Source organism: Janthinobacterium algoris (assembly GCF_051380935.1).
Classification (GTDB): Bacteria; Pseudomonadota; Gammaproteobacteria; order Burkholderiales; family Burkholderiaceae_D; genus Janthinobacterium.
Window position 1 is genome coordinate 177,829 of sequence record NZ_JBNYXZ010000001.1, and the last position, 25,733, is coordinate 203,561.

General features: G+C 60.0%; 26 protein-coding genes, 1 tRNA gene and 1 pseudogene. 19 read left to right on the top strand and 9 right to left on the bottom strand.

Annotated elements, in window-relative coordinates; genetic code table 11:
* Positions 1 to 57 precede the first annotated feature (57 nt).
* The 5 genes and pseudogenes from ACQ4W7_RS00775 to ACQ4W7_RS00795 all read left to right on the top strand — a co-directional run.
* Positions 58 to 657 carry a short chain dehydrogenase gene (locus tag ACQ4W7_RS00775; protein WP_426071528.1) on the top strand — a complete coding sequence of 200 codons (600 nt, stop codon included), beginning with the start codon at positions 58 to 60 and terminating at the stop codon, positions 655 to 657.
* Positions 658 to 766: 109 nt separating this feature from the next.
* Entirely contained in the window at positions 767 to 2,509 is a 1,743-nt protein-coding gene (locus ACQ4W7_RS00780; RefSeq protein ID WP_436527797.1) for a dipeptidyl-peptidase 3 family protein, read from the top strand.
* A 147-nt stretch (positions 2,510 to 2,656) separates the two neighbouring features.
* Positions 2,657 to 3,349, top strand: a complete 693-nt coding sequence (locus ACQ4W7_RS00785; RefSeq protein ID WP_426071530.1) for a hypothetical protein — start codon at positions 2,657 to 2,659, stop codon at positions 3,347 to 3,349.
* Positions 3,350 to 3,453: 104 nt separating this feature from the next.
* Complete coding sequence (locus tag ACQ4W7_RS00790) at positions 3,454 to 4,185, top strand: BON domain-containing protein (protein WP_436527799.1); 732 nt, start codon at positions 3,454 to 3,456, stop codon at positions 4,183 to 4,185.
* A 182-nt stretch (positions 4,186 to 4,367) separates the two neighbouring features.
* Positions 4,368 to 4,639, top strand: a pseudogene (locus ACQ4W7_RS00795) (MFS transporter); the annotation flags it as partial.
* 187 nt (positions 4,640 to 4,826) lie between these two features.
* Here the strand turns inward: ACQ4W7_RS00795 and ACQ4W7_RS00800 are convergent.
* Entirely contained in the window at positions 4,827 to 6,995 is a 2,169-nt protein-coding gene (locus tag ACQ4W7_RS00800; protein WP_436527801.1) for a prolyl oligopeptidase family serine peptidase, read from the bottom strand.
* Positions 6,996 to 7,168: 173 nt separating this feature from the next.
* On the opposite strand from ACQ4W7_RS00800, the gene ACQ4W7_RS00805 reads away from it, so the two are divergent.
* A complete protein-coding gene (locus ACQ4W7_RS00805; protein WP_436527803.1) occupies positions 7,169 to 8,209 on the top strand; it encodes a lysozyme inhibitor LprI family protein in 1,041 nt (346 codons plus the stop codon).
* 3 nt (positions 8,210 to 8,212) lie between these two features.
* Complete coding sequence (locus ACQ4W7_RS00810; protein WP_436527805.1) at positions 8,213 to 8,716, top strand: hypothetical protein; 504 nt, start codon at positions 8,213 to 8,215, stop codon at positions 8,714 to 8,716.
* A 3-nt stretch (positions 8,717 to 8,719) separates the two neighbouring features.
* Here ACQ4W7_RS00810 and ACQ4W7_RS00815 read toward each other — a convergent pair whose 3' ends face one another.
* From ACQ4W7_RS00815 to ACQ4W7_RS00835, 5 genes are all read right to left on the bottom strand, one after another.
* Positions 8,720 to 9,130, bottom strand: coding sequence for a hypothetical protein (locus ACQ4W7_RS00815; protein WP_436527807.1), 411 nt, complete (start codon positions 9,128 to 9,130; stop codon positions 8,720 to 8,722).
* A gap of 104 nt (positions 9,131 to 9,234) precedes the next feature.
* A tRNA-Lys gene (locus ACQ4W7_RS00820) sits at positions 9,235 to 9,310 on the bottom strand.
* A 68-nt stretch (positions 9,311 to 9,378) separates the two neighbouring features.
* Entirely contained in the window at positions 9,379 to 11,136 is a 1,758-nt protein-coding gene (locus tag ACQ4W7_RS00825; RefSeq protein WP_436527809.1) for a GspE/PulE family protein, read from the bottom strand.
* 47 nt (positions 11,137 to 11,183) lie between these two features.
* Positions 11,184 to 11,972: a spermine/spermidine synthase domain-containing protein gene (locus ACQ4W7_RS00830; protein WP_436527811.1), complete on the bottom strand. Its 789-nt coding sequence runs from the start codon at positions 11,970 to 11,972 to the stop codon at positions 11,184 to 11,186.
* 200 nt (positions 11,973 to 12,172) lie between these two features.
* Positions 12,173 to 12,685 (bottom strand): glycine zipper 2TM domain-containing protein, encoded by a 513-nt coding sequence (locus ACQ4W7_RS00835; protein WP_034785134.1) that lies wholly within the window; start codon positions 12,683 to 12,685, stop codon positions 12,173 to 12,175.
* A 400-nt stretch (positions 12,686 to 13,085) separates the two neighbouring features.
* Here ACQ4W7_RS00835 and ACQ4W7_RS00840 point away from each other — a divergent pair, with 400 nt between their 5' ends.
* From ACQ4W7_RS00840 to ACQ4W7_RS00860, 5 genes are all read left to right on the top strand, one after another.
* Positions 13,086 to 13,484: a barstar family protein gene (locus tag ACQ4W7_RS00840; RefSeq protein WP_071075771.1), complete on the top strand. Its 399-nt coding sequence runs from the start codon at positions 13,086 to 13,088 to the stop codon at positions 13,482 to 13,484.
* A gap of 156 nt (positions 13,485 to 13,640) precedes the next feature.
* Complete coding sequence (gene purN, locus ACQ4W7_RS00845) at positions 13,641 to 14,249, top strand: phosphoribosylglycinamide formyltransferase (RefSeq protein ID WP_426071538.1); 609 nt, start codon at positions 13,641 to 13,643, stop codon at positions 14,247 to 14,249.
* Between the two features lie 21 nt (positions 14,250 to 14,270).
* Entirely contained in the window at positions 14,271 to 15,590 is a 1,320-nt protein-coding gene (locus ACQ4W7_RS00850) for an RsmB/NOP family class I SAM-dependent RNA methyltransferase (protein ID WP_426071539.1), read from the top strand.
* A gap of 111 nt (positions 15,591 to 15,701) precedes the next feature.
* Positions 15,702 to 17,060 carry a mechanosensitive ion channel family protein gene (locus tag ACQ4W7_RS00855; RefSeq protein WP_426071540.1) on the top strand — a complete coding sequence of 453 codons (1,359 nt, stop codon included), beginning with the start codon at positions 15,702 to 15,704 and terminating at the stop codon, positions 17,058 to 17,060.
* Positions 17,061 to 17,232: 172 nt separating this feature from the next.
* Complete coding sequence (locus tag ACQ4W7_RS00860) at positions 17,233 to 18,402, top strand: DesA family fatty acid desaturase (protein ID WP_436527814.1); 1,170 nt, start codon at positions 17,233 to 17,235, stop codon at positions 18,400 to 18,402.
* Between the two features lie 139 nt (positions 18,403 to 18,541).
* Here ACQ4W7_RS00860 and rpmG read toward each other — a convergent pair whose 3' ends face one another.
* The 3 genes from rpmG to radC form a co-directional block, all read right to left on the bottom strand.
* Positions 18,542 to 18,709 (bottom strand): 50S ribosomal protein L33, encoded by a 168-nt coding sequence (rpmG, locus tag ACQ4W7_RS00865; RefSeq protein ID WP_010400929.1) that lies wholly within the window; start codon positions 18,707 to 18,709, stop codon positions 18,542 to 18,544.
* A gap of 22 nt (positions 18,710 to 18,731) precedes the next feature.
* Entirely contained in the window at positions 18,732 to 18,968 is a 237-nt protein-coding gene (gene rpmB, locus ACQ4W7_RS00870; protein ID WP_010400928.1) for a 50S ribosomal protein L28, read from the bottom strand.
* 256 nt (positions 18,969 to 19,224) lie between these two features.
* Positions 19,225 to 19,899 (bottom strand): RadC family protein, encoded by a 675-nt coding sequence (radC, locus tag ACQ4W7_RS00875; protein ID WP_436528280.1) that lies wholly within the window; start codon positions 19,897 to 19,899, stop codon positions 19,225 to 19,227.
* Positions 19,900 to 20,238: 339 nt separating this feature from the next.
* On the opposite strand from radC, the gene ACQ4W7_RS00880 reads away from it, so the two are divergent.
* From ACQ4W7_RS00880 to ACQ4W7_RS00910, 7 genes are all read left to right on the top strand, one after another.
* Entirely contained in the window at positions 20,239 to 20,640 is a 402-nt protein-coding gene (locus tag ACQ4W7_RS00880; RefSeq protein ID WP_436527816.1) for a hypothetical protein, read from the top strand.
* 17 nt (positions 20,641 to 20,657) lie between these two features.
* Complete coding sequence (locus ACQ4W7_RS00885; RefSeq protein ID WP_426071543.1) at positions 20,658 to 20,927, top strand: hypothetical protein; 270 nt, start codon at positions 20,658 to 20,660, stop codon at positions 20,925 to 20,927.
* 127 nt (positions 20,928 to 21,054) lie between these two features.
* A complete protein-coding gene (locus tag ACQ4W7_RS00890) occupies positions 21,055 to 21,510 on the top strand; it encodes an FKBP-type peptidyl-prolyl cis-trans isomerase (RefSeq protein WP_034747468.1) in 456 nt (151 codons plus the stop codon).
* A 10-nt stretch (positions 21,511 to 21,520) separates the two neighbouring features.
* A complete protein-coding gene (gene ispH, locus ACQ4W7_RS00895; protein WP_426071545.1) occupies positions 21,521 to 22,468 on the top strand; it encodes a 4-hydroxy-3-methylbut-2-enyl diphosphate reductase in 948 nt (315 codons plus the stop codon).
* Positions 22,469 to 22,768: 300 nt separating this feature from the next.
* Complete coding sequence (locus ACQ4W7_RS00900; protein WP_131689621.1) at positions 22,769 to 23,698, top strand: branched-chain amino acid ABC transporter permease; 930 nt, start codon at positions 22,769 to 22,771, stop codon at positions 23,696 to 23,698.
* A gap of 22 nt (positions 23,699 to 23,720) precedes the next feature.
* The gene (locus tag ACQ4W7_RS00905) at positions 23,721 to 24,938 is read left to right on the top strand and encodes an ABC transporter permease subunit (protein ID WP_436527820.1); all 1,218 of its coding nucleotides are present in this window, start codon (positions 23,721 to 23,723) and stop codon (positions 24,936 to 24,938) included.
* Between the two features lie 12 nt (positions 24,939 to 24,950).
* The gene (locus ACQ4W7_RS00910) at positions 24,951 to 25,724 is read left to right on the top strand and encodes an ABC transporter ATP-binding protein (protein ID WP_131689619.1); all 774 of its coding nucleotides are present in this window, start codon (positions 24,951 to 24,953) and stop codon (positions 25,722 to 25,724) included.
* Positions 25,725 to 25,733: the final 9 nt, after the last annotated feature.

Here is a 25,733-nt window from a genome sequence, read left to right on the forward strand (position 1 = left end):
CCTTTTTGGAAGCGGCGCATACTGGCTCCATCGTTCAACTCCAGACAAGGAAGCAGTATGAAAATCGTCATCATCGGCGCCAGCGGCACCATCGGCACGGCCGTCGCAGCACAACTGGCGCAACGCCATGAAATCATCGAAGTGGGCAGCCGCAGTGGCACGCACCAGGCCGACATGGGCGACATCGCGCAGGTGCGCGCCCTTTTCAAGCGCATCGGCAAGGTCGATGCCGTCGTCGTCACGGCCGGCAAGCTGCATTTCGGCCCCCTGGCCGAATTTACTCCTGAGCAATTCCAGCTGGGTCTGGACAGCAAGCTGATGGGCCAGGTCAACGTGGCGCTGGTGGCGCAGGAATACCTGAACGACGGCGGTTCGATCACCCTCACCAGCGGCATCGTGGCCGAGCAGCCGATCCGCTTCGGCGCAGCCGCCAGCATGACGAATGCGGCCGTGGAAGGCTTCGTGCGGGGTGCCGCCATCGAACTGGCGCGCGGCGTACGCATCAATGCCGTCAGCCCCACGGTCCTGGCCGAATCGCTGGAAGCGTATGGCCCGTTCTTCTACGGCTTCGAGCCGGCCGCCGCCAGCCGCGTGGCCCTGGCTTACAGCCGCAGCGTGGAAGGGGCGCAGACGGGGCAGGTGTACAAGGTCTGGTAAGCCGCTTGCCATGCCATGGGGGCAGGTGGGACAATCGCAGGCTGAGCAAGAAAGCGGCAGCGCGCCATCCGCGCCAGCCGCGCCTGAGAAAAATCCAACCGAGACCTCGATGAAAAAACTCTTGATTCCCCTGCTGATGGCTGCCGCCGTCGGCAGCGCCTGCGCCGCAACGCCAGCGGCCGCCCCGGCCACCCCGGCCACCGCCGCGCAACTGACCACCATGGGCGCCCGCTACGCGCCCGTCGCGCTGAGCGCCGATGTCACGCACCTGTCCGCGGGCGACCGCCAAGCCATCGCCAAGCTGGTCGAAGCGGCCAAGCTGGTCGACGTGCTGCAACTGCGCCAGCGCTGGTCCGGCAATGAAGCGCTGTGGGCGGCACTCAAGAAAGACAAGTCGGCGCTGGGCCAGGCCCGTCTGAATTATTTCTGGATCAACAAGGGGCCATGGTCGGTGCTCGACGCACACGCCTCGTTCATGCCGGCCAGCTACGCCGGCATCGCCATTCCCGCGCACAAGCCGGAAGCGGGCAATTTCTATCCGCAAGGCGCCACCAAAGCCAGCCTGGAAACGTGGATGAACGGCTTGTCGCCGGACGACAAACAGCAGGCGCAATGGTTCTTCACCACCATCCGCACGGGCAAGGATGGCAAAGGTGATATATATCAGACCGTCAAGTATGCGGACGAGTACAAGGTGGAGCTGAAACAGCTGGCCAAGCTGCTCGACGCGGCGGCGGCCGCCACGGACAACGCATCGTTGAAGAAATTTTTGACCCTGCGTGCCAAGGCTTTCCTCGACAACGATTACCTGCCGTCCGACTTCGCTTGGATGGACCTCGATTCGCCCGTCGACATCACCATCGGCCCGTATGAAACGTATAACGACGAGTTATTCGGCTACAAGGCCGCGTTCGAGGCTTATGTGAACATCCGCGACCAGGCGGAAACGCAAAAGCTCGATTTCTTCGCCAAGCACATGCAGGAGCTGGAAGACAACCTGCCGCTCGACGCGCAATACCGCAACCCGAAAGTGGGCGCGCTGGCGCCGATGGTGGTGGTCAACCAGGTGTATGGCGCTGGCGACGGCAACATGGCCGTGCAGACAGCCGCCTACAACCTGCCCAACGACGAGCGCATCATCAGCGCGCGCGGTTCCAAGCGCGTGATGCTGAAAAACGTGCAGGAAGCCAAGTTCAAGGCCACCTTGACGCCGATTTCCAAGCTGGTATTGACGCCCGAAGCGCAGCAGGACGTGGATTTCAATTCCTTCTTCACGCACATCCTCGCGCATGAAATCATGCACGGCCTGGGCCCGCATGCCACCGTCGTCGATGGCAAGCCATCCACGCCGCGCCAGGACTTGAAGGAAGCGTATTCCACCATCGAAGAAGCCAAGGCCGACATCACGGGCCTGTACGCGCTGCGCTACATGATGGACAAAGGGCAACTCAACGATACCCTGGGCCAGGGCGACGTGGCCGAGCGCAAGCTGTACAACACTTTCCTCGCCTCGGGTTTCCGCACCCTGCATTTCGGCCTGACCGATTCGCACGCGCGCGGCATGGCCATCCAGATGAATTACATCCTCGACAAGGGCGGCTTTGTGTCCCTGGGTGACGGCAAGTTCGGCGTCGATTTTGGCAAGATCAAGCAAGCAGTGATCGACCTGGACCGTGAATTTTTGACCATCGAGGCGACGGGCGATTATGCGCGCGCGAAAGATATGATGAGCAAGTACGTGGTGATCCGCCCGGAAGTGCAGGTGGCGCTCGACAAGATGAAGGCCGTGCCCAACGATATCCGCCCGGAATTCGTCACGGCCCGCGCCCTGGATCAAGCGACGAAGAAATAACCCGACCTTGACTATTATCAGAATGAAAAGCCGGTGCATCTGCGCCGGTTTTTTTTCGCCTTTTTTCTGAAAAGTTGCCAGTATTTCCTTGTGGAAATATTTTTACCGCTTACTCTGCAGTGGTAAATCCTTTTCCCCATCGATCCCATGCCAAATCCGCTCTTGCTGATGAGCTTGCTCATCGCTTTGTCCCCTGTGCCCGCCGTGGCTGCCGCCCAGCTCACCGATCTGGAAAGCCGCTGGCTGCAGGCGGGCCAGCCCGTCATCGCGTTTGCGCGCGCGCAAGGTTTACCCATCGATATCATCGTGCAACCCCAGGATGCGCCCGGTGCCGTGCCGCTGGCGCTGGGCTACGAAGCGGGGCGCTGCAAGCTGGTGCTGTCGCTGCGCGGCAATGCGCAAGCGGACAGTGTCTTGCAAGATGTACTGCCCGCGCGCCAAGGCATGATGATCGAAGCGATGACGGCGCATGAAATCGGCCATTGTCAGCGCTATGTGCAGGGCGACTGGCATGCCTTGCCGCGCGGCTTTATCGAACCAACCAGCATGCAACGCGGCAAGTTGACACCGCTGGCGCAGGAGCTGCGCGAGACGCGCCGCGAAGAGGCCTATGCGGACCTGGTGGCCCTGGCCTGGATGCACGGACGCCACCCCGGGCAATACCGTGATGTGCTGGCCTGGATGCGCGGCGTGCGCGCCGGCGGCGATAGCGCGGGCGGTTCGCATGCTACCCAGGCATGGCTGGCGTTGGCGGATGGCGAAGGCGCATTTGATGAGTCCGCTTCACCATTTGAACAGGCGCAAGTATTGTGGCGTAAGGGTTTGAGCGGCGACAAATAAACGCTGATTATTACGCGCATGGCCTGTCAGCGTGTGCTGTCGCACGGAGCTTTGCGTGCGGCAGGGGTCTAATCTGAGCATCAACTAACCAGAGAGGAACTATCATGAACAAAATGATCGCACTCATGCTGGCCGCCAGTGCCAGCGCCCTGCTTGCCGCCGCGCCCGCGTATGCGCAGGATGCCTCGTACAAGAGCTTGACGGACAAGGCAGCGGCCGACTACAAGCAGGCCAAAGCCGCTTGCGATGGCCACAGCGGCAACGCGAAAAAAGTCTGCGTTGAAGAAGCCAAGGCGGCGCGCGCCAAGGCCGATTCGGATGCCGTGGCGCAATACCGCAACACCCCGCGCGAACTGGGCAAGGCCCGCAAGGACGTCGCCAATGCAGAGTATGACATGGCCAAGGCCAAGTGCGGCGACCGCTCGGGCGCAGACAAAACCACGTGCATGAACGATGCCAAGGCGGCGAAAACGGCCGCGCTGGCTGACGCCAACACGGGCGCCAGGGCCGGTACCAACGTCGCGCAAAATCCGCCTGCCACCACGAAGGAAAATTGCGACGCCATGGATGCGACGGCCAAGGCCGCCTGCGTGACGCGCAATGTAGCCGGCAGCACCAAGATGGCCGTAGCCGACTCCGTCATCACCACCAAGATCAAGGCGGACCTCGTCAAGGACAATGACTTGAAAGCGCTCGATGTGCACGTGGAAACGGTGAATGGTGTCGTCATGCTCAGCGGCTTCGTACCCTCCCAGGCGCAAGTAAAAAAAGCCGCCGACCTGGCCCGTGGCGTGGACGGCGTGACGGATGTGAAAAATGACTTGAAGGTGAAGTAAGCGGCATTTTTCACAAAACTTGCAGCCAGGACTGGAGCGGCACGCAGCAGTGTCGTTCCAGTTTTTCGACTGTATAAATGACGATCATAATGCAGCATGAGAAAAATCCCACCGGCTGGTGTGGATCGGTATCCACTTTTTCTCATGAGGGCGGCATGCTTTCTTATCTTTTTTCGCTATAGCTGGAGCGGTGCGGCCTCCACTTTGCCTGGGCATCGTCGCCATTACCGCCATTACTTTCCTCACCGCCTTGACCTCGTCTGCCGCGCTGGGCTTGCCGGGGGCGCTGATGCAGCCCTTGAACCGCGAATTCGGCTGGGATGCCGAGCAGATTTCCTCGGCCCTGGCCGTGTGCTTCGTGCTGTTTTGCCTGATGGGGCCGTTTGCCGCCATCCTGATGGAGCGCTTCAGCTTGCGCAATGTCATCTGCGTGGCCCTGGGCTTGATCGCTGCCAGCCGCCACCGTGCCGCTCACGGTGAAGCTGGTGGGCGCCACGTTTGGCCGGGAGCGGGCGGGCATGGTGCTTGGCTGGATCTTCGCCGGCCACCAGCTGGGCGCTTCCGTGGCCCCGCCCAGCCCGCATGAAAAAAGCCAGGCCCGCATGCGCGGAGCCTGGCTTTTCAAGAAGCGTGCAGCAGCCTTATTTCAAGTATTTTGCTAACCAGCCCTCGACTTCGCTATAGAAGAAGCGGCTGTTCTCGCCCTTCAGAATCCAGTGATTTTCATCCGGGAATACCAGCAATTTTGCGGGCACGTTCAGGCGTTGTTGCACAGCAAAGTTCATCAAGGCATTGTTGGCCGGCACGCGGTAATCGAGTTCGCCCACGGTGATCAGGATGGGGGTGGTAAACCCCGTGCCTTTTTCATGGTTGCCCGCTTGCATGACCGGGCTTTGGTCGCGCCACACGGGCAAGTTCGACCAGACGGGGCCGCCCGCATTCGTTTCACGGCCGAAGCCGCCATCGCTGGTACCCCATTGCATGATCAAGTCCATTTCGCCCGCGTGCGAGACGATGGCCTTGTAGCGCGTGGTGGTCGCTTGCAGCCAGTTGGCCAGGTGGCCGCCATAGCTGGCGCCGCCGGCGGCCAGCTGCGTGCCGTCGATGAAGGGATATTTCTTGATGGCTTCATCGACGCCCTGGTTGACTTCGTCGCCCGGACCCTTCAATGGGTCGAACTGAATAGCCCGCGAGAATTCCTCGCCATAGCCGGTGGAGCCCTTGTAGTCGGTCAGCAAGACAACGTAGCCGGGCTTGGCCAGCAAATGATAGTTCCAGCGCAGCACGAACTGGTCGCGCCACATGCTGGCCGCGCCGCCATGGATGACGGTAAACAGCGGGTACTTCTTGTTTGGGTCAAAGTTGGCGGGCTTGATGAGCATATTGTGGATCTGACGGCCGTCAACCGTGGTGAACCAGAAATGCTCGGGCGCCTGCCAGTCGATTTTATTTGCCTTGTCCGTGTTGAAGGCCGTCAGGCGCTTCGGCTGCCTGCCGTTGAAGGCATAGATTTCCGGCGGATTGATGCTTGACTCCCACACGCCGACCAGGGCCTTGCCGCCGCTGCTCAGCGAGTTGATGGTGCCCGTCGGCAAGGATGGCTCCTCGCGCACCTCGCCACCCCTGGCATCGATCGAGTACAGCTTTTCCAGGCCCGCATGTTCGTAGCTGAAGAGGACGCGCTTGCCGCCTTCTGGCAGCACGAAGCGCGAAATCGACCGATCCAGCTTGGCTGTCAATATCGTTGGCGCAGGGTTGCTCATTGGCCAGGCAAAACTGGCCAGGCGTTTCACGTCATACACCTTGCCCGGCGTTTGCGCGTCGCTCAAGGCGAACAGGGTCTTGCCGTCGGCAGAAAATTTCAGGGAACCGTAGCTGTGTTTGTCTTGCGTCAAACGCTGCGCTTCGCCGCCTGCCACGGGCAGCCAGTACAGCTGGGAATAGACGGCTTCGCGCTGGGCCGCATCGTGGTTGGTGGCCGCATTGAAGACGACGGCCTTGCCATCGGGCGCCCAGACGGCGTCCAGGGATTGGCCTTCGTCGCCCTGGCCGCCGCCAAAGCCCGGCAGGGTGACCAGTTGCGTGCCCGACAGGATGTCGCGCGGTGTGTTTTCACCTTTCGCCTCAGGCTGCGCATCGACGATGAACAACCGCACTTGCTTGTCGGTCAGCCATTTGTCGAAATAGCGGGGCGCCGTCGTTTCATACGAACGGGCGCTGACCTTGCGTTCCTTGCGCTCTTTAGCACTTTGCTTGACCTCGCTTTCCGTCTTGTTGCCTGGATAGATGTCGCTGATGAACAGCAATTGCTTGCCGTCCGGACTCCATTTCGGCATGCGCGCACCCATGGTCAAGCTCGTTAGCCGTTGCGCTTCGCCGCCAGCGGCCACGTCGAGGCGGTAAATCTGTCCCGCTTCATCGCCATCGCGCTTGGCAACGAAGACCAACTGGCGGCTGTCCGGCGACCAGGCCACGGCGCCTTCGCCGCTCTTGGAGTAAGTCAGGCGGCGCGCGGGGCTGTCGTCAAGCAGCGACTTGATCCACAGGTCCGACCATTGTTCCTTGCTATCGTAGGCGCTGTCGACCACGGAAAAAACGGCCCACTTTCCATCCGGGCTGGCGACGGGCGCGCCCACGCGTTTCATCAGCCATACGTCTTCATGCGTGATGGCGTGTTTGGCTTGCGTTTGCGTGGTGGCAACCGGTATAGCCGCCGTGGTATCGGCGGCGTGGACGGTCGTTGCCAGCGAGGCACAGGCTGCTGTGATCAGCAGGGAGCCGAGGGAACGGCGAAGACGGGGTGAGGTCATGGGCATGGTCCGGGAAGTGAAAAAAGTACAGCGGGCAACATTATTGCCCATCGATTCCTGCACTGCCAAGGCTGAGTACCGTTACTTACCAGGCTGGCGCACGCGTGACGGACAGCCCTGGCGTATCCGATCAGTTAAACTTGCCGCTTTACTCACGCTGGCGCTGCTTGAACATGAAAATTTATCTATCCTTATTGAAAACGCTATTGCTGGGCGCGGGCGCGCTGCTTGCCAGTCCGGGCTTTGCCGCTGCACCGTACCCGAATACCAGCGCCATGGGCGTGGGTCACGCGGAAAGCACTGCCTGGTATGCGGGCTGCCTGAAGGTCAAGGATGCGGTGCCACCACCGGCCGACCAGCCGGCCCCATCCGCCGTGGCTGCCTTGCAGCAGTGCCAGGCAAGCGACCTGTATTACGATACCAAGAGTATGTCCTCGCCCAAGCCTGCCGACTGGCGTCCCGCGCGCCATTGCGCCATGGCCACGCACAACAGCGCCGTGCTGATGATGTTGTACCAGAATGGACAGGGCGTGCAGAAAGACCCGTTGCTGGCGCTTAAGTATGCGTGCAGCATCGATGCGGCGCCGGCCGAGATGCAGGGCCGCATCGAACACTTGCAGCAGATCAATGCCAGCGGGCGCGGCATGATCGACTGGTGCGACGACATCACCAGCGGCTACATGATGGGCGTGTGCAGCGCCATCGATGCGCGGCAAAAGCAGCGCGTGCGCGCGCAGGCGACAGGCAAAGTCAGTGAAAGTATGCCGGCCGTGGCGCAAGCCTCGTTGCAAAAACTGCAGGCGGCGGCAAGCAAGTTTGCCGATGCGCGCGCCGCCAATGAAACGGATTTGAGCGGCACGGCGCGCGCTGCCCTGAGCATCGCGGCCCGTACGGCCGAGCTTGATTTACTGGCGCACGATCTGCGTGAATACGAAGCGGGCAAGCTGCCTGCCAGCATGTCGAAGGCGCAAGTGGCGGCGCTCGACAAGGAACTCAACGCCATCTACGGCAAGCTGATGAAAAAGCCGGTGGAAACCTATGCGGGCGCCGTGGGCAAGGATGGCATCCGCGCCACCCAGCGCCTGTGGCTGGCGTACCGCGATGCCTGGATGAACTTTGGTGCCGTGCGCTATCCGTCCGTCACCAGCGACACCTGGGCCGGCCGGCTGACGTCACGGCGCAATGTGCAACTGCAAGAGTTGCTGGAGAATTAAGCCATGCGGGAAGCGTATTATCACGAAGACGACTTTTGCATGATCGAACTGTTGCCGCTGGATAATTTGCAGCACTGTTTGACGCAGATGGGCGAGCAGCAGGCGTTCGCCGATGCGCACCGCAGTGGCGCCGGCTGGACGCAGATGTACGTGCCCGAGGCGCCGCCGTCGGCACTGCGCACGCTGGGTATCACGGCCGAGCAGCTGCGGCAGGCGCTGGCGGACTCCATGCCGCCGTATGACGCCGTCTACACGGGCTACAGCAGTTATCGCGTGGAATGCAAGAACGTGTTGGCCTTTGGCGGCGACAAGACGGAGACCTTGTTTGCCGGCCTGGATGACAAGGGCATCGTGTGCGACCTGTGGTGCAGCAATGGTATGCCTGAGCTGTTGCTGCTGCCCTTGAAAGAGCAGTTGCTGCTGGCCGACTGGGGCGCAGGGTTTGCGTGTCCGCTGGCCGATGGCGACTTGTTTGCACGTTATTTGCAGGAATACGAACTCGACTAGCGTTTATTCGCAGGCGATGGCATTTGGTTGCGCCACCTTGATGACCGACGCCAGGCGCGCCATGTCGTTGCCGTCGCCTTGCTCGACATACGCTTGGTAGGTATCGATGACGATTCGGGCACGCGCTTGCCAGCCGCAATTGTCGGCCTGGCGCGCGGGCACGCGCAGCAGCCGGCGCGCCTCGCCATCGTTGGAAAAGCAGAACCACGCATCGTGTGTCGCTGCGGGGCGGGGCAGGCGGCCCCATTGCGCCTTGTCGGGCGCGAAGCAGACGCGGTTGCCGATGATCTGCAAGCTCATCTCGTCCGTGCGCGCGCTGTACTGGCCGTCGAGCACGATGGGCGGCTGTACTTGTGCATGTGCCTGCGTGGACAGGCAGGCGGTGGCCAGGAGGAGGGTGGAGGCAAGTTTCATGCATTTCTTTCAGGGCTGGCAAGACGGAGAACCAGTATAACCCTGGGAGCCTGAAATGAAAAAAGCCCATCCGTGAGGATGAGCTTTTTAGTACTGCGCATTCGTGGTAGGCCGTGCGGGATTCGAACCTGCGACCAACGGATTAAAAGTCCGCTGCTCTACCAGCTGAGCTAACGACCCGAAAGAGGCCGCATTATATATCAGGTGAAAAAGAATGCAAAGCATTCCTACGAGAAAGTGCTGGCCAGCTAATGCAGGGCTGCCGTGATCTTCAGCACTTCGTCGATGCTGGTCGTGCCGTCGATGATCTTGCGCGCGCCGGCGATGCGCAGCGGCGTCATGCCGTCGAGGATGCTCTGGCAGCGCAGCGCATGCAGGTCGGCGCCCGCCTTGACCAGCTGGCCGAACGTTTCCGTCACGCTCAGCAGTTCATAAATGCCCGCACGCCCCAGGTAGCCGCTGTGCCGGCACTGGGCGCAGCCAACCGGGCGGTACGTGGCCTGCGGCCGTTCCAGCTGGCCGCCCGTCAGACGCTGCCATGCAGCCGCGCCCGTGGCGGCATCCAGCTGCTTGCAGCCCGGGCACAGGCAGCGCAGCAGGCGCTGCGCCAGCACGCCGATCAGGCATGCCTCCAGCAGATAGGCGGGCAAGCCCAGTTCCAGCAGGCGCATGACGGCCGAGGGCGCGTCGTTGGTGTGCAGGGTCGACAGCACCAAATGGCCCGTCAGGGCCGCCTGGATGGCCATTTCTGCCGTGGCCAGGTCGCGGATTTCTCCCACCATGATGATGTCGGGATCTTGCCGCATCAGCGCCCGCACGCCATCGGCAAACGACAGTTCGATGCCGGCCTGGGTTTGCACCTGCATCTGGTTGAAGGCCGGTTCGACCATTTCAATCGGGTCTTCCACTGTGCACACATTGACTTCACTGCTGGCCAGCGCCTTCAAGGTGCTGTACAGGGTGCTGGTCTTGCCTGAACCGGTGGGGCCCGTCACCAGCACGATGCCGTGCGTGCGCGCCGTCAGTTGGCGCCAGCGTTCGGCGTCTGCGGGCGGAAAGCCCAGATCAAACAGGCTCTTGATGGCGATTTCCGGGTCGAAGATGCGCATGACGAGTTTTTCGCCGAAGGCCGTGGGCAAGGTCGACAGGCGCAGCTCGATTTCCTGGCCCTGCGCATTGCGCGTCTTGATGCGGCCGTCCTGGGGGCGGCGCTTTTCCACCACGTCCATGCGCCCGAGCAACTTGATGCGCGCCGTCATGGCCAATAGCACCACGGGCGGCAATTGATAGGCCTGGTGCAGCCGGCCATCGATGCGCAGGCGCACGAGGCCCGCGTCGCGCTTCGGTTCCAGATGGATGTCGGACGCGCGCTCGGCAAACGCGTATTGCCACAGCCAGTCGACGATGTGCACCACGTGCTGGTCGTTGGCGTCGAGGCTGGTCTTGTTGCGTCCCAGTTCCACCAGCTGTTCGAAATTGTGACGCAGCGTCAGGTCTTGCGTGGACGCTTGCCGGGCCACCTTGACGGAACTGGCCAGGCTGAAAAATTGCGCGATGGCGTCGGCGATGTGCAGCGGATTGGCGATGACCAGGCTCAGCTTGCGTGGCGCCAGGTTTCCCAACTGCGCCTGCCAAGCCAGCGCGTAGGGCTGGGCCGTGGCGACGACGATACGTTCTGCAGTGCTTTCCACGGGCAGTATGTTGAAGCGGGCCGCATAGCCGGCCGTCATCACGTCGGCCACCTGGCTGAAATCGATATGCAAGGGATCGATGCGCAGATACGGCAGGCTGGCTTTTCGCGCCAGCCACGCGCACAGGGTGTCGAGCGTCAGCGCGCCGTGGGCGATGTTGCACAGCGGATGCAAGGGGGGCGCCGGCAGCACGGCGGCCTGGCCGACGATGGCGGCCGCTTCTGCCGCGTCGAGCAAGCCGTCTTCCTGCAACCAGGCCAGCAGTTGCGGTAGTTCCAGCGGCGTGTTGCGAGAAGGAGGAGGGGAAGCGGGCATGGCCGGTGCCTTTCAGTGCTGCCGGCCTTGCGTGGGTGTACCGGCGCTTACAGGGTGCTGACGATGCCCTTGACCCAGTTCTTGGCGGGCAGCTTGGTTTCGGCGACGATCTGCTTGGCCCGTTCCAGCAAGGCCGCTTGCGCTTCGGCACCGAGTGCCACTTTCGTCTTGAAAGCGATCGCCACCACGTTCCCATCATGGACTTCCGGCAGGCAGATCACCTGTTCAAACGCAAACTTCATCGCCTTGATGTTCTTCGCGTAGCTGGGGTGGTCGCCAAACAGGTTGACCGTCATGATGCCGTGTGGAGCCAGGCAGGCACAGCAGGCGGTATAAAAATCCGCGCTATCGAGCACGGGACCGCGCGCCGTGGCGTCGTACAGGTCCACCTGCAGGGCGTCCAGGGTACCGTGGTTGGCGTCGTCGTTGACGTAGTCGAGCGCATCCATCTCGTGCACGTGCAGGCGCTCGTCGTTGGGCGGCAGCTTGAACATCGAGGCGCAGATGGTGATGACGGACGGGTTCAGTTCGATGGCTTCCACTTGCGCTTGCGGGAATTGGCGGTAGCAGAACTTGGTCAACGCCGCCGTACCCAGGCCCAGCTGGGCCAGGCGCTGCGGTTGCTCGATCCACAGCATCCACGCCATCATCTGCTGTGCGTATTCGAGCTCCGGCCAGTCCGGCTTGCGGATGCGCATGGCGCCCTGCACCCATTCCGTGCCGAAATGCAAATAGCGCACGCCATCCATTTCGGACAGGGTGACAGGGGCATAGCGGGGCTTGCGCGCAGGGCGCGAGGATTCGACTTGTTCGATGGATTTTCGTTTGATAAGCATAAGGCGGCCTGAAAGTGTGCCGCATTATAGCGTGTCATAAAAATGCCGACCCCGAGGGACCGGCATTTTTATGCTGAGTTACAACGCCTGACAGAAGCGTTGCGAGCGGAAGGAAGAGGTGGCCGAGAAGCGCAACCGTACTCTGGTACGGTGAGCATCGCAGGCCGCCTATGCCGACGCGCAGCAGCTTATGTCAGGTGTTACTGCTGTGCGGGCTCGATTGACACGCGCAGACGGATGCGTTCGCCCGGATCGTAGGACATGATGCTCGTGTAGTTGCGGCCGCGGTAGTCGTAGGTGACTTGGTAGCCATTGTTGCGCGATTCCCAGTGGTCGACCTGGCGGCATTGCTTGACAGCTTGTTCCTGCATGCCGCCCTGGTAATTGTTCTGGTTGTCGACGCGGTCGCCGACGACGGCGCCGGCAATCGCGCCGGCGGCTGCTGCTGCCGTGCGGCCATTGCCGCCACCGACTTGGCTACCGAGCAGGGCGCCGGCGATACCGCCGACGATGGAGCCGCCAGCGCTACGCTGCTGCGGCGGTGCCTGTACTTGCACGTATTCCGTACGGCATTCCTGGCGTGGACGATTGATCTGTTCCACTTGCGGCACGACGCGCACGACCTTGCCGAAATCTTCAAAGTCGGCGGCCTGGGCGAGTGGCAATGCGCCGATACAAAGGGCTGACATCATCAATTTGGCTTGCAAGTTCATTTGTAACCTCATTATGTAGAGAATCTTTCAGGGTATTTTTTACAACTTGGGACTATAGTAAGCCCGCCAGACCGGGACAAGTGTTTCGCATGGCAACAAAATGTAACAGCCCAAGCCCCTTGCCCCACAGTCTGTAACATGCACTTTCAATCGATACAAGATGTTGAATGACTTGAAACCAGCGGTTTGTAACAAATCTTGCGTTTGACATCATATTCGGGTTGATTCATACAGGACAACACGTTACCCTAATACGCGTATGGCTTATATAAAATCGCACTGAATCGCATAAAAGTGGATACAGATCGAATCACCGCGTGCGCATTGACCCGCGTGCGGGGATGCAATAAGAAGAGCAGCTAGAACAAATCCATACATAACAGGTCGATTTGAGGGAAAAATGAGTTTGTTACTAACCGTGCCGCCCAACCTTGTCCAGTCCATCCGTGCCTTTCGCGTGACCGAGTTACAAGACGAGGCGATTCGTCTCGGGCAGCACTTTTTATATGCGCATTGCAACGCTGGACAGACCAAACAACAAGTCATCGGCATTATTGCAGAAGCATTCCTGTTTCCGAAAAACCTGGCGAAGAATTTTGATGCTTTGCGCCTATGCCTGACGGACACCATGCACAAGGCCGGTACGCAAACGGGCTTCCTGGTGGTGCTCGAGCAATTGCCAAATACGCAAAAATTCGACAAAGAAGCGCGCGAGATCCTGCTCGACGTGTTCCGCGATGCGGCCGACTACTGGGCCGAGAAGAAAGTGCCGTTCCGCGTCTTCTATTCGTTCGAGTAAATACTTACTCTTGCCGCGGCGCTGTAAAACTGGCCTTCCCTACAGATGGCAATCAGCATCGCCGGGCGGCTGCGGTGCGCTTGCGCCTATGTTGCGCCGCAACAATAATGCCGGCCTTTCTAGATTCGCATCGCCATAGCGGGTACAATGCGCGCTATGAAAAATATCGTTATCCTCATTTCCGGACGCGGCAGCAACATGGAAGCGGTCGTACGCGCGGCGCAAGCCGAGCAATGGCCAGCCCGTATTGCCGCCGTCATCAGTAACCGGGCCGACGCCCAGGGATTGGTTTTTGCCGCGAAACATGGGATAGCGACGGCAGTCGTTGCCAACAAGGATTATGCCAGCCGCGAGCAGTTTGATGCGGCGCTGCAAGCCGTGATCGACGGCTACGCCCCTGACCTGGTCGTGCTGGCCGGTTTCATGCGCATCCTGACGCCACCCTTCGTCGAACATTACGCGGGGCGCATGCTCAATATCCACCCGTCGCTGCTGCCGCTGTTCCCGGGCATGGCGACGCACCGCCAGGCGCTCGATGCTGGTGTAACGGAACACGGCGCGACCGTGCATTTCGTGACTGCCGAGCTCGATCATGGCCCGGCCGTGGCGAGCGCGAAGGTCCCCGTCTTGCCAGGCGACACAGAAGAGAGCTTATCGGCGCGCGTGCTGGTACAGGAACATCTGCTTTACCCGCGCGCCATCCGCCTGTTCATTGACGATAAACTGTCAGTCGAGCATGGCCAGGTCCGCGTGGACCCTCAATAAAATATTACAGGAAGAATAACAATGAGATTGCCACCAGCGATACTTGCCAATGCTGAAGAAGTATTGCGCGAAATTTTACGTTTCACGGCCCCGGCCGACACCACCCTGTCGCGCTATTTCCGCGACCATCCGCGCCTCGGTTCGCGCGAACGCGGCGCCATCGCCGAAGGCATTTATGCCGTGCTGCGCAACAAATCGTTCTTTACCGATTTCGCCGAAGCGGGCAGTGGCCCCACCATGCGCCGCCTGACCATCCTCGGCCTGGCCGAAGCGGTCGGTGCCGACTCCCTGGGCGGCTTGACGGAAGAAGAAGTCGAATGGCTGGAACGCATCACGCAGATCGACCGCAGCCTGATGCCGGCGAACATGCGCGCCAACATGCCGACATGGCTGTTCGACAAGCTGATCGCCCAGTTCGGCGAAGCGGAAACCATGAAGCTGGCCGATGCCTTGAACGCGCCGGCGCCGCTGGACTTGCGCGTCAATTCGCTCAAGGCCACGCGTGAAGACGTGATGCTGGCCCTGGCCGAAGCACCGATCCTCAGCACCCCGACGCCATATGCGCCGCTGGGTTTGCGCGTGATCAAGAAGCCTTCGCTGCAAAACATGCCTTTGTTCCAGAGTGGCGCCATCGAAGTGCAAGATGAAGGCAGCCAGATCCTGTCGCAGATCGTCGGCGCCAAGCGCGGCGAGATGGTGGTCGATTTCTGTGCCGGCGCGGGCGGCAAGACCCTGGCGCTGGGTGCGCTGATGCGCAACACGGGCCGTTTGTATGCGTTTGACGTGTCGGAAAAGCGTTTGGCCAAGCTGAAGCCGCGCATGGCCCGCAGCGGCCTGTCGAACGTGCATCCGGTGCAGATCGCGCATGAGCGCGATGCCAAGATCAAGCGTCTGGCCGGCAAGATCGACCGCGTGCTGGTCGATGCCCCGTGCAGCGGCCTGGGCACCCTGCGCCGCAATCCGGATGTGAAATGGCGCCAGCAGCCGAACTCCATCGTCGAGCTGCAAGCCAAGCAGGCAGCCATCCTGGCCGGCGCGGCGCGCCTGGTCAAGGGCGGCGGCCGTCTGGTGTACGCCACCTGCAGCCTCCTGAACGAAGAAAACGATTTTATCGCCGAGCAATTCCTGGCGGCGCATCCGGACTTCACCCTGGTGCCGATGAACAAGGTGCTGGCCGAACAGAAGATCGAGCTGGAAATGGGCGATTACCTGAAATTGTTGCCACACCTGCACCATACCGACGGCTTCTTCGCCGCTGTGTTCGAGCGCAAGATCATGCCGAAAAAAGTCTACGCCGATGAGAAACCGGCCGACGACGTTGACGCTGAACAAGCCGAGTAAGCCTGTCACGGGTCGCCGCTGCACCTTGCAGTGGCGGCTTTCAATGCCGCCAGCCCGCCTGGCGGCATGGGCACACCGCCCGTCCGTCCCACCTTCCAGCCCCCATCTGCCATGAACCAAACCCCGCTGCTCAACCTGATCACCGATTTTGTCAATGATTTCCGTCAACCGGCCATCCTGTGGCAGGCGCTGGTCATCGTCGCTTGCCTGGCCCTGAGCTGGTTGCTGGTGCGGCAGTTGCGCGAATTCCTGCACCAGCGGGCGGAAGCGGCTGCGGTCCCGGCTACGCCGGAAACCTTGCAGCGCACGGACAGTTTCATCCGCATCCTGACGCCCGTGCTGGCGGCCATGCTGCTGGGCATTGCGCAACATTTCCTGGCCAAGTTCCAGTCGGTGAATCTGCTCAGTATTGCCATCCCCCTGTGCACCTCGATGGCGCTGGTACGCTTCGGTTTTTATGTGCTGCGCCGCATTTTTGCCCGCCATGGCGACATCAGCCCGACCATGTTGCTGCTGGAAAAGATTTTCACGGTCGTGGTGTGGGCTGGCATGGCCTTGTATATCACGGGCCTGTGGCCGGAACTGCATGCCTTCCTGGAAAGCATCGTCGTGCCGCTGGGACGCAACAAGGTCTCCGTGGCTGCCATCTTGCAAGCCGCTATGTCGGTGGCCGTGCTGCTGGTGCTGGCCATGTGGGCCGGCACCTCGCTCGACGAGCGCCTGATGAAAATGCAGGGTCTGCACACCTCCTTGCGCGTGGTGCTGTCGCGCATGGGGCGCGCCGTGCTGATCCTCGTTTCGGTGCTGGTCAGCCTGTCGCTGGTGGGCATCGACCTGACGGTGCTGTCCGTGTTTGGCGGCGCCTTTGGCGTGGCGCTGGGCTTTGGCTTGCAAAAGATCGCCGCGAACTTTGTGTCCGGCTTTATCATCCTGCTCGATCGTAGCCTGACCATCGGCGACATGATCACTGTCGGCCAGTTCACGGGAAAAGTCACGCAAATCAATACGCGCTATACTGTGTTATTGGGTGGCGATGGCGTTGAATCCATCGTGCCGAATGAAATGCTGATTTCAGGCGGCGTGCAGAACATGTCGCTGAGTAACCGCATGGTCTGGCTGTCGACGGCCGTATCGGTGGGCTATGAAACGGATATCGATGTCATCTTCCCCTTGCTGGAAGCGGCGACTGCCAAGGTGCCGCGTGTGTCGCAAAGCAATCCGCCATCGGCCACACTCGTGCGTTTCGGCGCCGACGGGCTCGACGTGCAGATCGGCTTCTGGATCGCGGACCCGGAAAACGGCACCGGCGGCGTGAAGTCGAATGTGAACCGCGCCATCTGGCGCACCTTGCAGGAACATAAAGTCACTGTACCGTTTCCGCAACGCGAATTACGTATTGTTGGTACGCCTCCTGCCCCGCTCGCGGGCGCGGCAGAGGGTGAGTCCGCGCCATCCGGCACCCAGCCTTAACCTCGCTGCCTGCTTCCGATTTTGCCTGATAACACCCATTAGGGCGTACAATCACGCCTAAAATTAACTCTGCCGGACCTCCAGAGTCACTGGAGCGACCGTGCCCATGCCCTGACCACTTGGAGTAGTAGTAATGACATTGAGTTCTGTTTTACACGACGTTTTGCAGTTCATGGCAACTGGCATTACCGATCTGTCCGCATGGCAAATTTTCCTGTACACCATGGTGGTCACGCATATCACGATTGCCAGCGTCACGATTTACCTGCACCGCCACCAGGCCCACCGGGCGCTGGAATTGCACGCCATTCCCAGCCATTTCTTCCGTTTCTGGCTGTGGCTGACGACGGGCCAGGTCACCAAGGAATGGGCGGCCATCCACCGCAAACACCACGCCAAGTGCGATACGGAAGAAGATCCGCACAGCCCCGTGACGCGCGGCATCAAAAAAGTCTTCTGGGAAGGTGCCGAGCTGTACCGCGCTGAATCGAAGAACATGGAAACCATGGCCAAGTACGGCCACGGCACGCCGACGGACTGGATCGAACGCAATCTGTATACCAAATACAGCTGGCTGGGCGTGGTGTCGCTGTTCGTCATCAATTTCGTTTTGTTCGGCGTGATCGGCATATCCGTGTGGGCCGTGCAAATGATGTGGATACCCATCACGGCAGCTGGCATCATCAACGGCATCGGCCACTACTGGGGTTACCGCAACTATGACTGCGCGGACGCGGCCACCAACATCATTCCGTTCGGCATCCTGATCGGCGGCGAAGAGTTGCACAACAATCACCATACATATGCGACGTCGGCCAAGCTGTCGTCGAAATGGTATGAAATCGATATCGGCTGGGCGTACATCCGCGCGCTGGAAATGCTGGGCCTGGCCAAGGTGAAAAAGCTGGCGCCAGAACCGAAGTTCTCGCACGGCAAGCTGGAAGCGGACTTCGAGACCTTGCAATCGGTCATCGCCAACCGCTATGACGTGATGGCCAAGTACGCGAAATCGATCAAGCATGCCTGGAAGGAAGAGCTGGAACACCTGAAGCACAAGGCGGAACTGGAAAAGCGTTTCCTGAAATCGTCGCGCAAGTTGATGCAACGCGAGCCGGGCAAGCTGGCCGATGCGCATCACAAGCAGTTGTCGGAATTGTTCCAGCACAGCAAGGCGCTGGAAACCATGCACCACATGCGTGTGGAACTGGGCGCCATCTGGGAGCGTTCCCACTTTACGCGCGAGCAATTGCTGCAGAAGCTGCAAGACTGGTGCGCGCGCGCTGAAGCGTCGGGCATCCAGTCGCTGCAGGATTTTTCCTTGCGCCTGCGTAGTTATGCATAAGTAAGCTGCTGCTGTATATCAAGGCCCTGGTTTCCAGGGCCTTTTTTTCGTCCAGGCAAAGTGGGAGGGAGCCGGCTGAAAATCAGGGCGAAAAAAAACCGCTCATCGGAGCGGCTCTTTTTACAGAACACAATATCAATTACTTGATTTTGGTTTCTTTGTACGTTACGTGCTTGCGTGCTTTAGGATCAAATTTCATGATCTCCATTTTCGCAGGCGTCGTACGCTTGTTTTTGGTAGTCGTGTAGAAGTGACCCGTACCGGCGGTCGATTCTAACTTGATTTTGTCGCGGCCTGATTTTGCCATGATAGCTCCCTTATTCTGCTAATTAGACTTTTTCGCCACGAGCGCGCATATCGACCAATACGGCGTCGATGCCGACTTTATCGATGACGCGCAGACCGGCGTTGGACAAACGCAGGGAGACCCAGCGGTTTTCAGATTCAACAAAAATACGACGATTCTGCAAGTTAGGCAAAAAACGACGTTTGGTTTTGTTGTTTGCATGGGAAACATTGTTGCCGACCATCGGCTTCTTCCCAGTGACTTGGCAAACACGTGCCATGGCGCACTCCTTAAAGATATTCCAAATTGGAAAAACGAGAGTATATCCAAAATAAGCAGATTTATCAATGACTTGCGAAAAACAATTGTGTCATGTTGTATTGAAATAATTTAACAATTTGACTTTGACGTGTTTTCATGGGGCGAGCGCTTGTAAACCAGTGTGTTTACTGCTAGATAAGCAGCCTGGCGTTTTTACGTATGTCCTTGTTTACAATGGTTAACTGGCATTTGGCCGCCGCCATCGCGCATCTGCGTTAGATCTGGCCGTGCTCGGCAAACGAATGCACTTGCCGCCCGGCTACGACGAAATGGTCAAGAATGCGCACGTCCACCAGCGACAAGGCCTGGACCAGCGCGCGCGTCAACAATAAATCCGATTCGCTGGGTTCGGGCGTACCGGACGGGTGATTGTGGGCCAGCATGACGCTGGCCGCGTTGTGCAGCAGCGCCTGCTTGACCACTTCGCGCGGATACACGCTGGTGTGGGTGAGGGTGCCACGAAACATTTCGCGGGTGGTGATCAGGCGGTTCTTGACGTCCAAAAACAACACGTGAAATGCTTCATGCGGCAGGTTGCCCAGGGTCAGGCGCAAATAGTCTTTGACGGCATGCGGCGAACTGAGGGCCAGGCCCGCCTGCAAGTCCTCGATGATGGCGCGCCGCGCCAATTCCAGCACGGCTTGCAGTTGGGCAAACTTGGCACTGCCCATGCCATGCACGGCGGAAAAACTCTCGAGGCTGGCGCCGAACAATCCCCGCAGCGAACCGAAGTGTTCCACCGTGTCGCGCGCCAGTTCCACCGCGCTCTTGCCGCGCACGCCAGTGCGCAGGAAGACGGCCAGCAATTCCGCATCCGACAGCGAGTGCGCGCCATCCGCGATCAAACGTTCGCGTGGCCGTTCGCGGGCCGGCCAATCCTTGATGCCCATCATGCCTCCCCTGCCGCTCAGGTAATGGCGGCGCCTGCCGAGAATTGTGGCGTCTTCCCGACATGGCCATGCTGCGCTAGCTCTTCTTTATGGCGAATCCTATTAAAAAAACACAAGCCAAGATGTCCTGGCGGGGTATTTTGACGCTACAAAAGACGAGCAGGCCGCTGCCGCGCGCGCTGCACTGAGCAATCCACAGTCGAAAACACGTCGCTACATGCGAGCCTTTGCCCAGGCTTTTGCGCAGCGTTACAGCAACCACGCCGGCATCGCCGCCTGGACAGCAGCGCGGATCTGCCAGCGGACTTCGTCTCGTCTTCGCTGGCTTATCTGCAAGTGATGCAGCGTGCTGCCAAGGCCCTGGGCAAACCGTATTACATCGGCAGCTTCGGTGTGGCCAGGAGCCAGGAACTGGCTCTGCAAGATGCTGTACGGCAAGATAATCTGCACGCCATGCTGAGCGCCATCCGACGCGCAGGCGTGCAGTTGGCCAGTTTCTGGTGCTGGAATACGGCTGGAGATATGGAAAAGCAGGGCTGGAACCTGTTGCAGGCGCCGGCGCGCAATAATCAACGCGAGGCGGTCTGGAATGCCTTGCGCGGTGACGACGGCAACCGCCCGCCGCCGCCCAAGCCGTGCTTCGGCGTGATGAAAACCTTGCTATCGCCAACCGCTGGTTCCGCTGCACCTATACCGTCAAGCATGACGGCTCCATCAGCCTGTACGTTGACGCTTTCTTGATGTACCAGGGAAACAAGATGGCAAAGCCATTCGTGCACTCCATCGGCACGCCTTTGGTGATCGGCCGCACTGTGGATGCGCTGGAGCAAGGCACGCCGGCCTGGCAGTTGTCGGACGTCATCCCGTATGACCGCGTGCTGACGCCCAAGGAAGTGTATGACTATGGCCAGTACGGCATCGTGAACCGGGCCGTGGGACGCTGGAAGCTTGACGGCAACCTGAAAGACAGCTCGGGCTTCGGCAATCACGCCAGCACGTCTGGCGGGTTGACGTACGTCAACGTCTGATAGATGGCAGGTGATGCGGGCGCGGCCATGTTTTTTGACAAAAGCATGGCCGCGCCGAGATGGCATGGGGCGCGCTGGCTCAGGGTGGCTTACAATATCGTTTTGCACCAGTTACTTGAAAACTACTATGTCCAACGAGCAACCAGCAGTCGTCACCGAAGCGGCTTACCTCACCTTGCATTATCGTCTTGCTACTGTTGACGGTACTGATATTGTCACGACCTTCAGCGGCAATCCCGCGACCTTGATGCTGGGACAGGGCCAGTTGGCGCCATTCCTTGAGCAGCGACTGCTGGGCTTGCCTGAAGGCACGCACCAGACGTTCGAGCTGGCTGCTGGCGAAGGCTTTGGCGAGCGCAATCCCGAGCTGGTGCAGTCGGTTTCGCGCGCGACCTTGGACGAGAACTCGGTGCCGGGCGCCGACTACAAGATCGGTGACCTGGTCGACTTCGCGGCACCGGGCGGTGGCCGCTTTGCCGGCGTGCTGCGCGAATTGCGCGACGACTCGGCTCTGTTCGACTTCAATCATCCGCTGGCCGGCCAGCCGCTGCGCTTTGAAGTCAAGCTCATTTCGGTGCTGTGAAGGAATAGCGATGGATAAAGAACTGTTACTGGCCCAGCCCCGCGGTTTCTGCGCTGGCGTCGACCGGGCGATTGAAATTGTCGAGCGCGCCTTGCAACAATTTGGCGCACCGATCTATGTGCGCCATGAAATCGTCCACAACGCCTATGTGGTGGCCGACTTGCGCAACAAGGGCGCTATCTTCATCGACGACCTCGATGACGTGCCTGCTGGCAATACGCTCGTGTTTTCCGCGCATGGCGTGTCGAAAGCCGTGCGCGCAGAGGCGGAATCGCGCGGCCTCAACATTTTTGATGCAACTTGCCCGCTGGTCACCAAGGTGCACATGGAAGTGGGCAAGATGCGCCGTGAGGGTCGCGAGATCATTATGATCGGCCACGATGGTCACCCAGAGGTGGAAGGCACGATGGGCCAGGCCGATAGGGGCATGCATCTGGTGGAAACGCTCGACGATGTGGCGGCATTGCAGGTTGCCAATCCGGAAAGCCTGGCCTATGTTTCGCAAACAACGTTGTCAGTTGACGACACTCGCGACATTATTGAGGCGTTGAAGCTGAAATATCCGAACATCGCTGAACCGAAAAAAGGTGACATCTGCTACGCCACCACCAACCGCCAGGAAGCCGTGAAATTCATGGCGCCGCAAGTGGAAGTGGTGATCGTCGTGGGCAGCCCGAACAGCTCGAATTCGAACCGCTTGCGCGAAGTGGCCGAGAAGATGGGCACGCCTGCCTACATGGTCGATAATGCCTCGCAGATCGACCCCGCCTGGCTGGAAGGCAAGCTGCGCGTGGGTGTGACGGCTGGCGCCTCGGCGCCCGAGGTGCTGGTGCAAGCCGTCATCGACCGCTTGAAAGAGTGCGGCGTGAAGAGCGTGCGCCCGCTCGATGGCGTGCAGGAAGCCGTGACGTTTCCGATGCCGAAAGGTCTCGATGGCCTCAAGCGCGACGTCGCCTGAGTCTGTTGGATATTGTGTATCGATGAAATATTTACCTCAAAGCCGAATTTAATTCGGAAATGATCGATTTATTCCAAGCTTAGTTTTTGCAAAAGATCGTTATGATTGCCTCAAGCTTGAATATGTTGTCGTTATGACTAAGCAAGGCCACGCCCGTTTTCAGTGCGTGCATCATGCTGGTGAGAACGGTCCAGGGATGGCACTGCAGGAATTCTTCCTCCGGTGCCGTTTTTGTATCAGCGACCCATATTCTGGCGGAAGTTGTTCCCGAAAAATGCATATTTGATAGGGCGGGCAATCATGGATACATTCATCCAGCAGATCATTAACGGCTTGGTGCTGGGCAGCATGTACGCCTTAGTCGCCCTCGGTTACACGATGGTGTACGGCGTCTTGAACCTGATTAACTTCGCCCACGGCGATGTGCTCATGATCGGTGCCATGGTGGGCTTGAGCATCCTCAAGCTGCTGGGCATTTATGTGCCGGACTGGCCCGGCTACCTGAAACTGGCCACCGCCATCCTCGGCGCCATACCCATCTGTATTCTGGTCAACATCATCATCGAGCGGGTCGCCTACCGCCGCCTGCGCAACGCCCCCCGCCTCGCCCCCCTGATTACCGCCATCGGCGTCTCGATCCTGCTGCAAACCTTTGCCATGATGATCTGGACGCGCAATCCCTTGCCCTTTCCCCAATTGCTGTCGACCGACCCCATCAACATAGGTGGCGCCGTGATTTCGCAAACGCAAGTGCTGCTGCTGGCCCTGGCTGCCCTGTCGATGGGGGGTTTGGTGTTGCTGGTAGAAAAAACGAAAATGGGCCGCGCCATGCGCGCCACGGCGGAAAACCCCCGCGTGGCCGGTCTCATGGGCGTCGATTCTGACAAGGTCATCGTCGCCACCTTTGCCATCGGCGCCGCGCTGGCGGCCGTGGCGGGCGTGATGTGGGGCGCCAATTATGCGTCCATCCAGTTTTCCATGGGCGCCATCCCCGGTTTGAAAGCCTTTTGCGCAGCCGTGCTGGGCGGCATCGGCAATATTTATGGCGCCATGCTGGGCGGTATCTTGCTGGGCATTATCGAGAGCCTGGGCGCTGGCTATATCGGCGACATCACGGGCGGCTTCCTGGGCAGCCACTACCAGGATATCTTTGCCTTCGTCGTGCTGATCATCGTGCTGACCCTGCGCCCGTCCGGCATCATGGGCGAACGCGTTGCCGACCGCGCCTGACGTGAAACTGGGAGATTAAATCATGGCATTACTCGATTTCGACGCAAAAAAGAATCCCGCCAAGGCCTACGCCGGCATGCTGGGCCTGGCCGTGCTGCTGATGGTGTTCCCTTTTTTTGCCGCGCAGTTCGGCAACTCGTGGGTGCGCATCATCGACATGGCCTTGCTGTACATCATGCTGGCCCTGGGCCTGAACATCGTCGTCGGCTTTGCCGGCCTGCTCGACCTCGGCTACATCGCCTTCTATGCCGTGGGCGCCTACCTGACGGCCTTGCTGGCGTCGCCGCAGTTCGCCATCCTGCTCGAATCGGTGGTGAATCAGTATCCCGTGCTGGGCGAAACCCTGGTGCAGCTGATGGGGCCGGAAATTCGTGAAAACGGTATCCGTCTGTCGATCTGGATCATCGTGCCGCTGGCCGCCTTTGTTGCCGGCCTGTTCGGCGCCTTGCTGGGCGCGCCGACGCTGAAACTGCGCGGCGACTATCTGGCCATCGTGACCCTGGGCTTTGGCGAGATCATCCGTATCTTCATGAACAATTTGAACGACCCGATCAATTTCACGAATGGGCCGCAAGGCATCAATCTGATCGATCCGATCCGCATCTTCGGCGTCAACCTGGCGGGCGAGGCTGGCACCAACAGCACCGTCGTGGTCGGCGGCTTTTCCATGCCTTCCGTGAACGCCTATTACTTTTTGTTCCTCTTCCTGTGCATCGCCGTGGTGTTCGTCACCAAGCGGCTCCAGCATTCGCGCCTGGGCCGCGCCTGGGTGGCCATCCGCGAAGACGAGATCGCCGCGAAAGCCATGGGCATCAATACGCGCAACGTGAAATTGCTGGCCTTCTCCATGGGCGCCTCGTTCGGTGGCGTGGCTGGCGCCATGTTTGCCTCGTTCCAGGGCTTTGTTTCGCCCGAATCGTTTTCACTGACGGAATCGATCGCCGTGTTGGCCATGGTGGTGCTGGGCGGCATCGGGCATATCCCCGGCGTGATCCTCGGCGGCGTGATCCTCGCTTCGATACCGGAAGTGCTGCGCCACGTGGTGGAGCCGGCCCAGCAGGCGCTCTTCGGTCACGTGGTGATCGAAGCGGAAGTGCTGCGCCAGTTGCTGTACGGCCTGGCCATGGTCTTGATCATGCTCAACCGTCCTGCCGGCCTGTGGCCATCGCCGAAGCACGAAGACCGGCCCGACCACGATGTGGACCAGCCGAATAAATCAACCGGCGTCGTGTCCGCTTAAGGGAGGGATAGCATGAGCGAACAGATCATTCTCAATATTGCCGGCGTGAATAAACGTTTCGGCGGCCTGCAGGCGCTGACCGACGTGGGCATTACCATCCGGCAAGGGCAGATCTACGGCTTGATCGGCCCGAACGGTGCCGGCAAGACCACTTTCTTCAACGTCATCACCGGTCTGTACCAGCCCGACACGGGCACCTTCGAGCTGGCCGGCAAACCGTATTCGCCGTCGGCGCCGCACAAGGTGGCCAAGGCGGGCATCGCCCGTACCTTCCAGAATATCCGCCTGTTTGGCGACATGACGGCGCTGGAAAACGTCATGGTGGGGCGCCATGTGCGCTCGCACCAGGGTGTGTTCGGCGCCATCTTCCGCCATAAGGCGGCGCGCGAGGAAGAAGCGTCCATCCGCCGGCGGGCCATGGAGCTGCTCGATTTCGTCGGCATCGCCCAGTTCGCCAACCGGACGGCGCGCTTTTTATCATATGGTGACCAGCGGCGCCTGGAAATCGCCCGCGCGCTGGCCACCGACCCGACCCTGCTGGCCCTCGATGAGCCGGCGGCCGGCATGAATGCGACGGAAAAGCTGGCCCTGCGCGAGTTGCTGGTAAAAATCAAGGCCGAAGGCAAGACCGTGCTGTTGATCGAGCATGACGTGAAGCTGATGATGGGACTGTGCGACCGCATCACGGTGCTCGAATATGGCAAGCGCATCGCCGAAGGATTGCCGGCCGAAATACAACAAAACCCGGCCGTCATCGAGGCTTACCTGGGGGGATCGCACGCATGACTAACAATG

Bases quoted from the DNA above. Each gene is read 5' to 3' on its own strand.
- ACQ4W7_RS00775 (WP_426071528.1), top strand. From the start codon at position 58: ATGAAAATCGTCATCATCGGCGCCAGCGGCACCATCGGCACGGCCGTC.
- ACQ4W7_RS00780 (WP_436527797.1), top strand. From the start codon at position 767: ATGAAAAAACTCTTGATTCCCCTGCTGATGGCTGCCGCCGTCGGCAGC.
- ACQ4W7_RS00785 (WP_426071530.1), top strand. From the start codon at position 2,657: ATGCCAAATCCGCTCTTGCTGATGAGCTTGCTCATCGCTTTGTCCCCT.
- ACQ4W7_RS00790 (WP_436527799.1), top strand. From the start codon at position 3,454: ATGAACAAAATGATCGCACTCATGCTGGCCGCCAGTGCCAGCGCCCTG.
- ACQ4W7_RS00800 (WP_436527801.1), bottom strand. From the start codon at position 6,995: ATGACCTCACCCCGTCTTCGCCGTTCCCTCGGCTCCCTGCTGATCACA.
- ACQ4W7_RS00805 (WP_436527803.1), top strand. From the start codon at position 7,169: ATGAAAATTTATCTATCCTTATTGAAAACGCTATTGCTGGGCGCGGGC.
- ACQ4W7_RS00810 (WP_436527805.1), top strand. From the start codon at position 8,213: ATGCGGGAAGCGTATTATCACGAAGACGACTTTTGCATGATCGAACTG.
- ACQ4W7_RS00815 (WP_436527807.1), bottom strand. From the start codon at position 9,130: ATGAAACTTGCCTCCACCCTCCTCCTGGCCACCGCCTGCCTGTCCACG.
- ACQ4W7_RS00825 (WP_436527809.1), bottom strand. From the start codon at position 11,136: ATGCCCGCTTCCCCTCCTCCTTCTCGCAACACGCCGCTGGAACTACCG.
- ACQ4W7_RS00830 (WP_436527811.1), bottom strand. From the start codon at position 11,972: ATGCTTATCAAACGAAAATCCATCGAACAAGTCGAATCCTCGCGCCCT.
- ACQ4W7_RS00835 (WP_034785134.1), bottom strand. From the start codon at position 12,685: ATGAACTTGCAAGCCAAATTGATGATGTCAGCCCTTTGTATCGGCGCA.
- ACQ4W7_RS00840 (WP_071075771.1), top strand. From the start codon at position 13,086: ATGAGTTTGTTACTAACCGTGCCGCCCAACCTTGTCCAGTCCATCCGT.
- purN (WP_426071538.1), top strand. From the start codon at position 13,641: ATGAAAAATATCGTTATCCTCATTTCCGGACGCGGCAGCAACATGGAA.
- ACQ4W7_RS00850 (WP_426071539.1), top strand. From the start codon at position 14,271: ATGAGATTGCCACCAGCGATACTTGCCAATGCTGAAGAAGTATTGCGC.
- ACQ4W7_RS00855 (WP_426071540.1), top strand. From the start codon at position 15,702: ATGAACCAAACCCCGCTGCTCAACCTGATCACCGATTTTGTCAATGAT.
- ACQ4W7_RS00860 (WP_436527814.1), top strand. From the start codon at position 17,233: ATGGCAACTGGCATTACCGATCTGTCCGCATGGCAAATTTTCCTGTAC.
- rpmG (WP_010400929.1), bottom strand. From the start codon at position 18,709: ATGGCAAAATCAGGCCGCGACAAAATCAAGTTAGAATCGACCGCCGGT.
- rpmB (WP_010400928.1), bottom strand. From the start codon at position 18,968: ATGGCACGTGTTTGCCAAGTCACTGGGAAGAAGCCGATGGTCGGCAAC.
- radC (WP_436528280.1), bottom strand. From the start codon at position 19,899: ATGGGCATCAAGGATTGGCCGGCCCGCGAACGGCCACGCGAACGTTTG.
- ACQ4W7_RS00880 (WP_436527816.1), top strand. From the start codon at position 20,239: ATGCAGCGTGCTGCCAAGGCCCTGGGCAAACCGTATTACATCGGCAGC.
- ACQ4W7_RS00885 (WP_426071543.1), top strand. From the start codon at position 20,658: ATGGCAAAGCCATTCGTGCACTCCATCGGCACGCCTTTGGTGATCGGC.
- ACQ4W7_RS00890 (WP_034747468.1), top strand. From the start codon at position 21,055: ATGTCCAACGAGCAACCAGCAGTCGTCACCGAAGCGGCTTACCTCACC.
- ispH (WP_426071545.1), top strand. From the start codon at position 21,521: ATGGATAAAGAACTGTTACTGGCCCAGCCCCGCGGTTTCTGCGCTGGC.
- ACQ4W7_RS00900 (WP_131689621.1), top strand. From the start codon at position 22,769: ATGGATACATTCATCCAGCAGATCATTAACGGCTTGGTGCTGGGCAGC.
- ACQ4W7_RS00905 (WP_436527820.1), top strand. From the start codon at position 23,721: ATGGCATTACTCGATTTCGACGCAAAAAAGAATCCCGCCAAGGCCTAC.
- ACQ4W7_RS00910 (WP_131689619.1), top strand. From the start codon at position 24,951: ATGAGCGAACAGATCATTCTCAATATTGCCGGCGTGAATAAACGTTTC.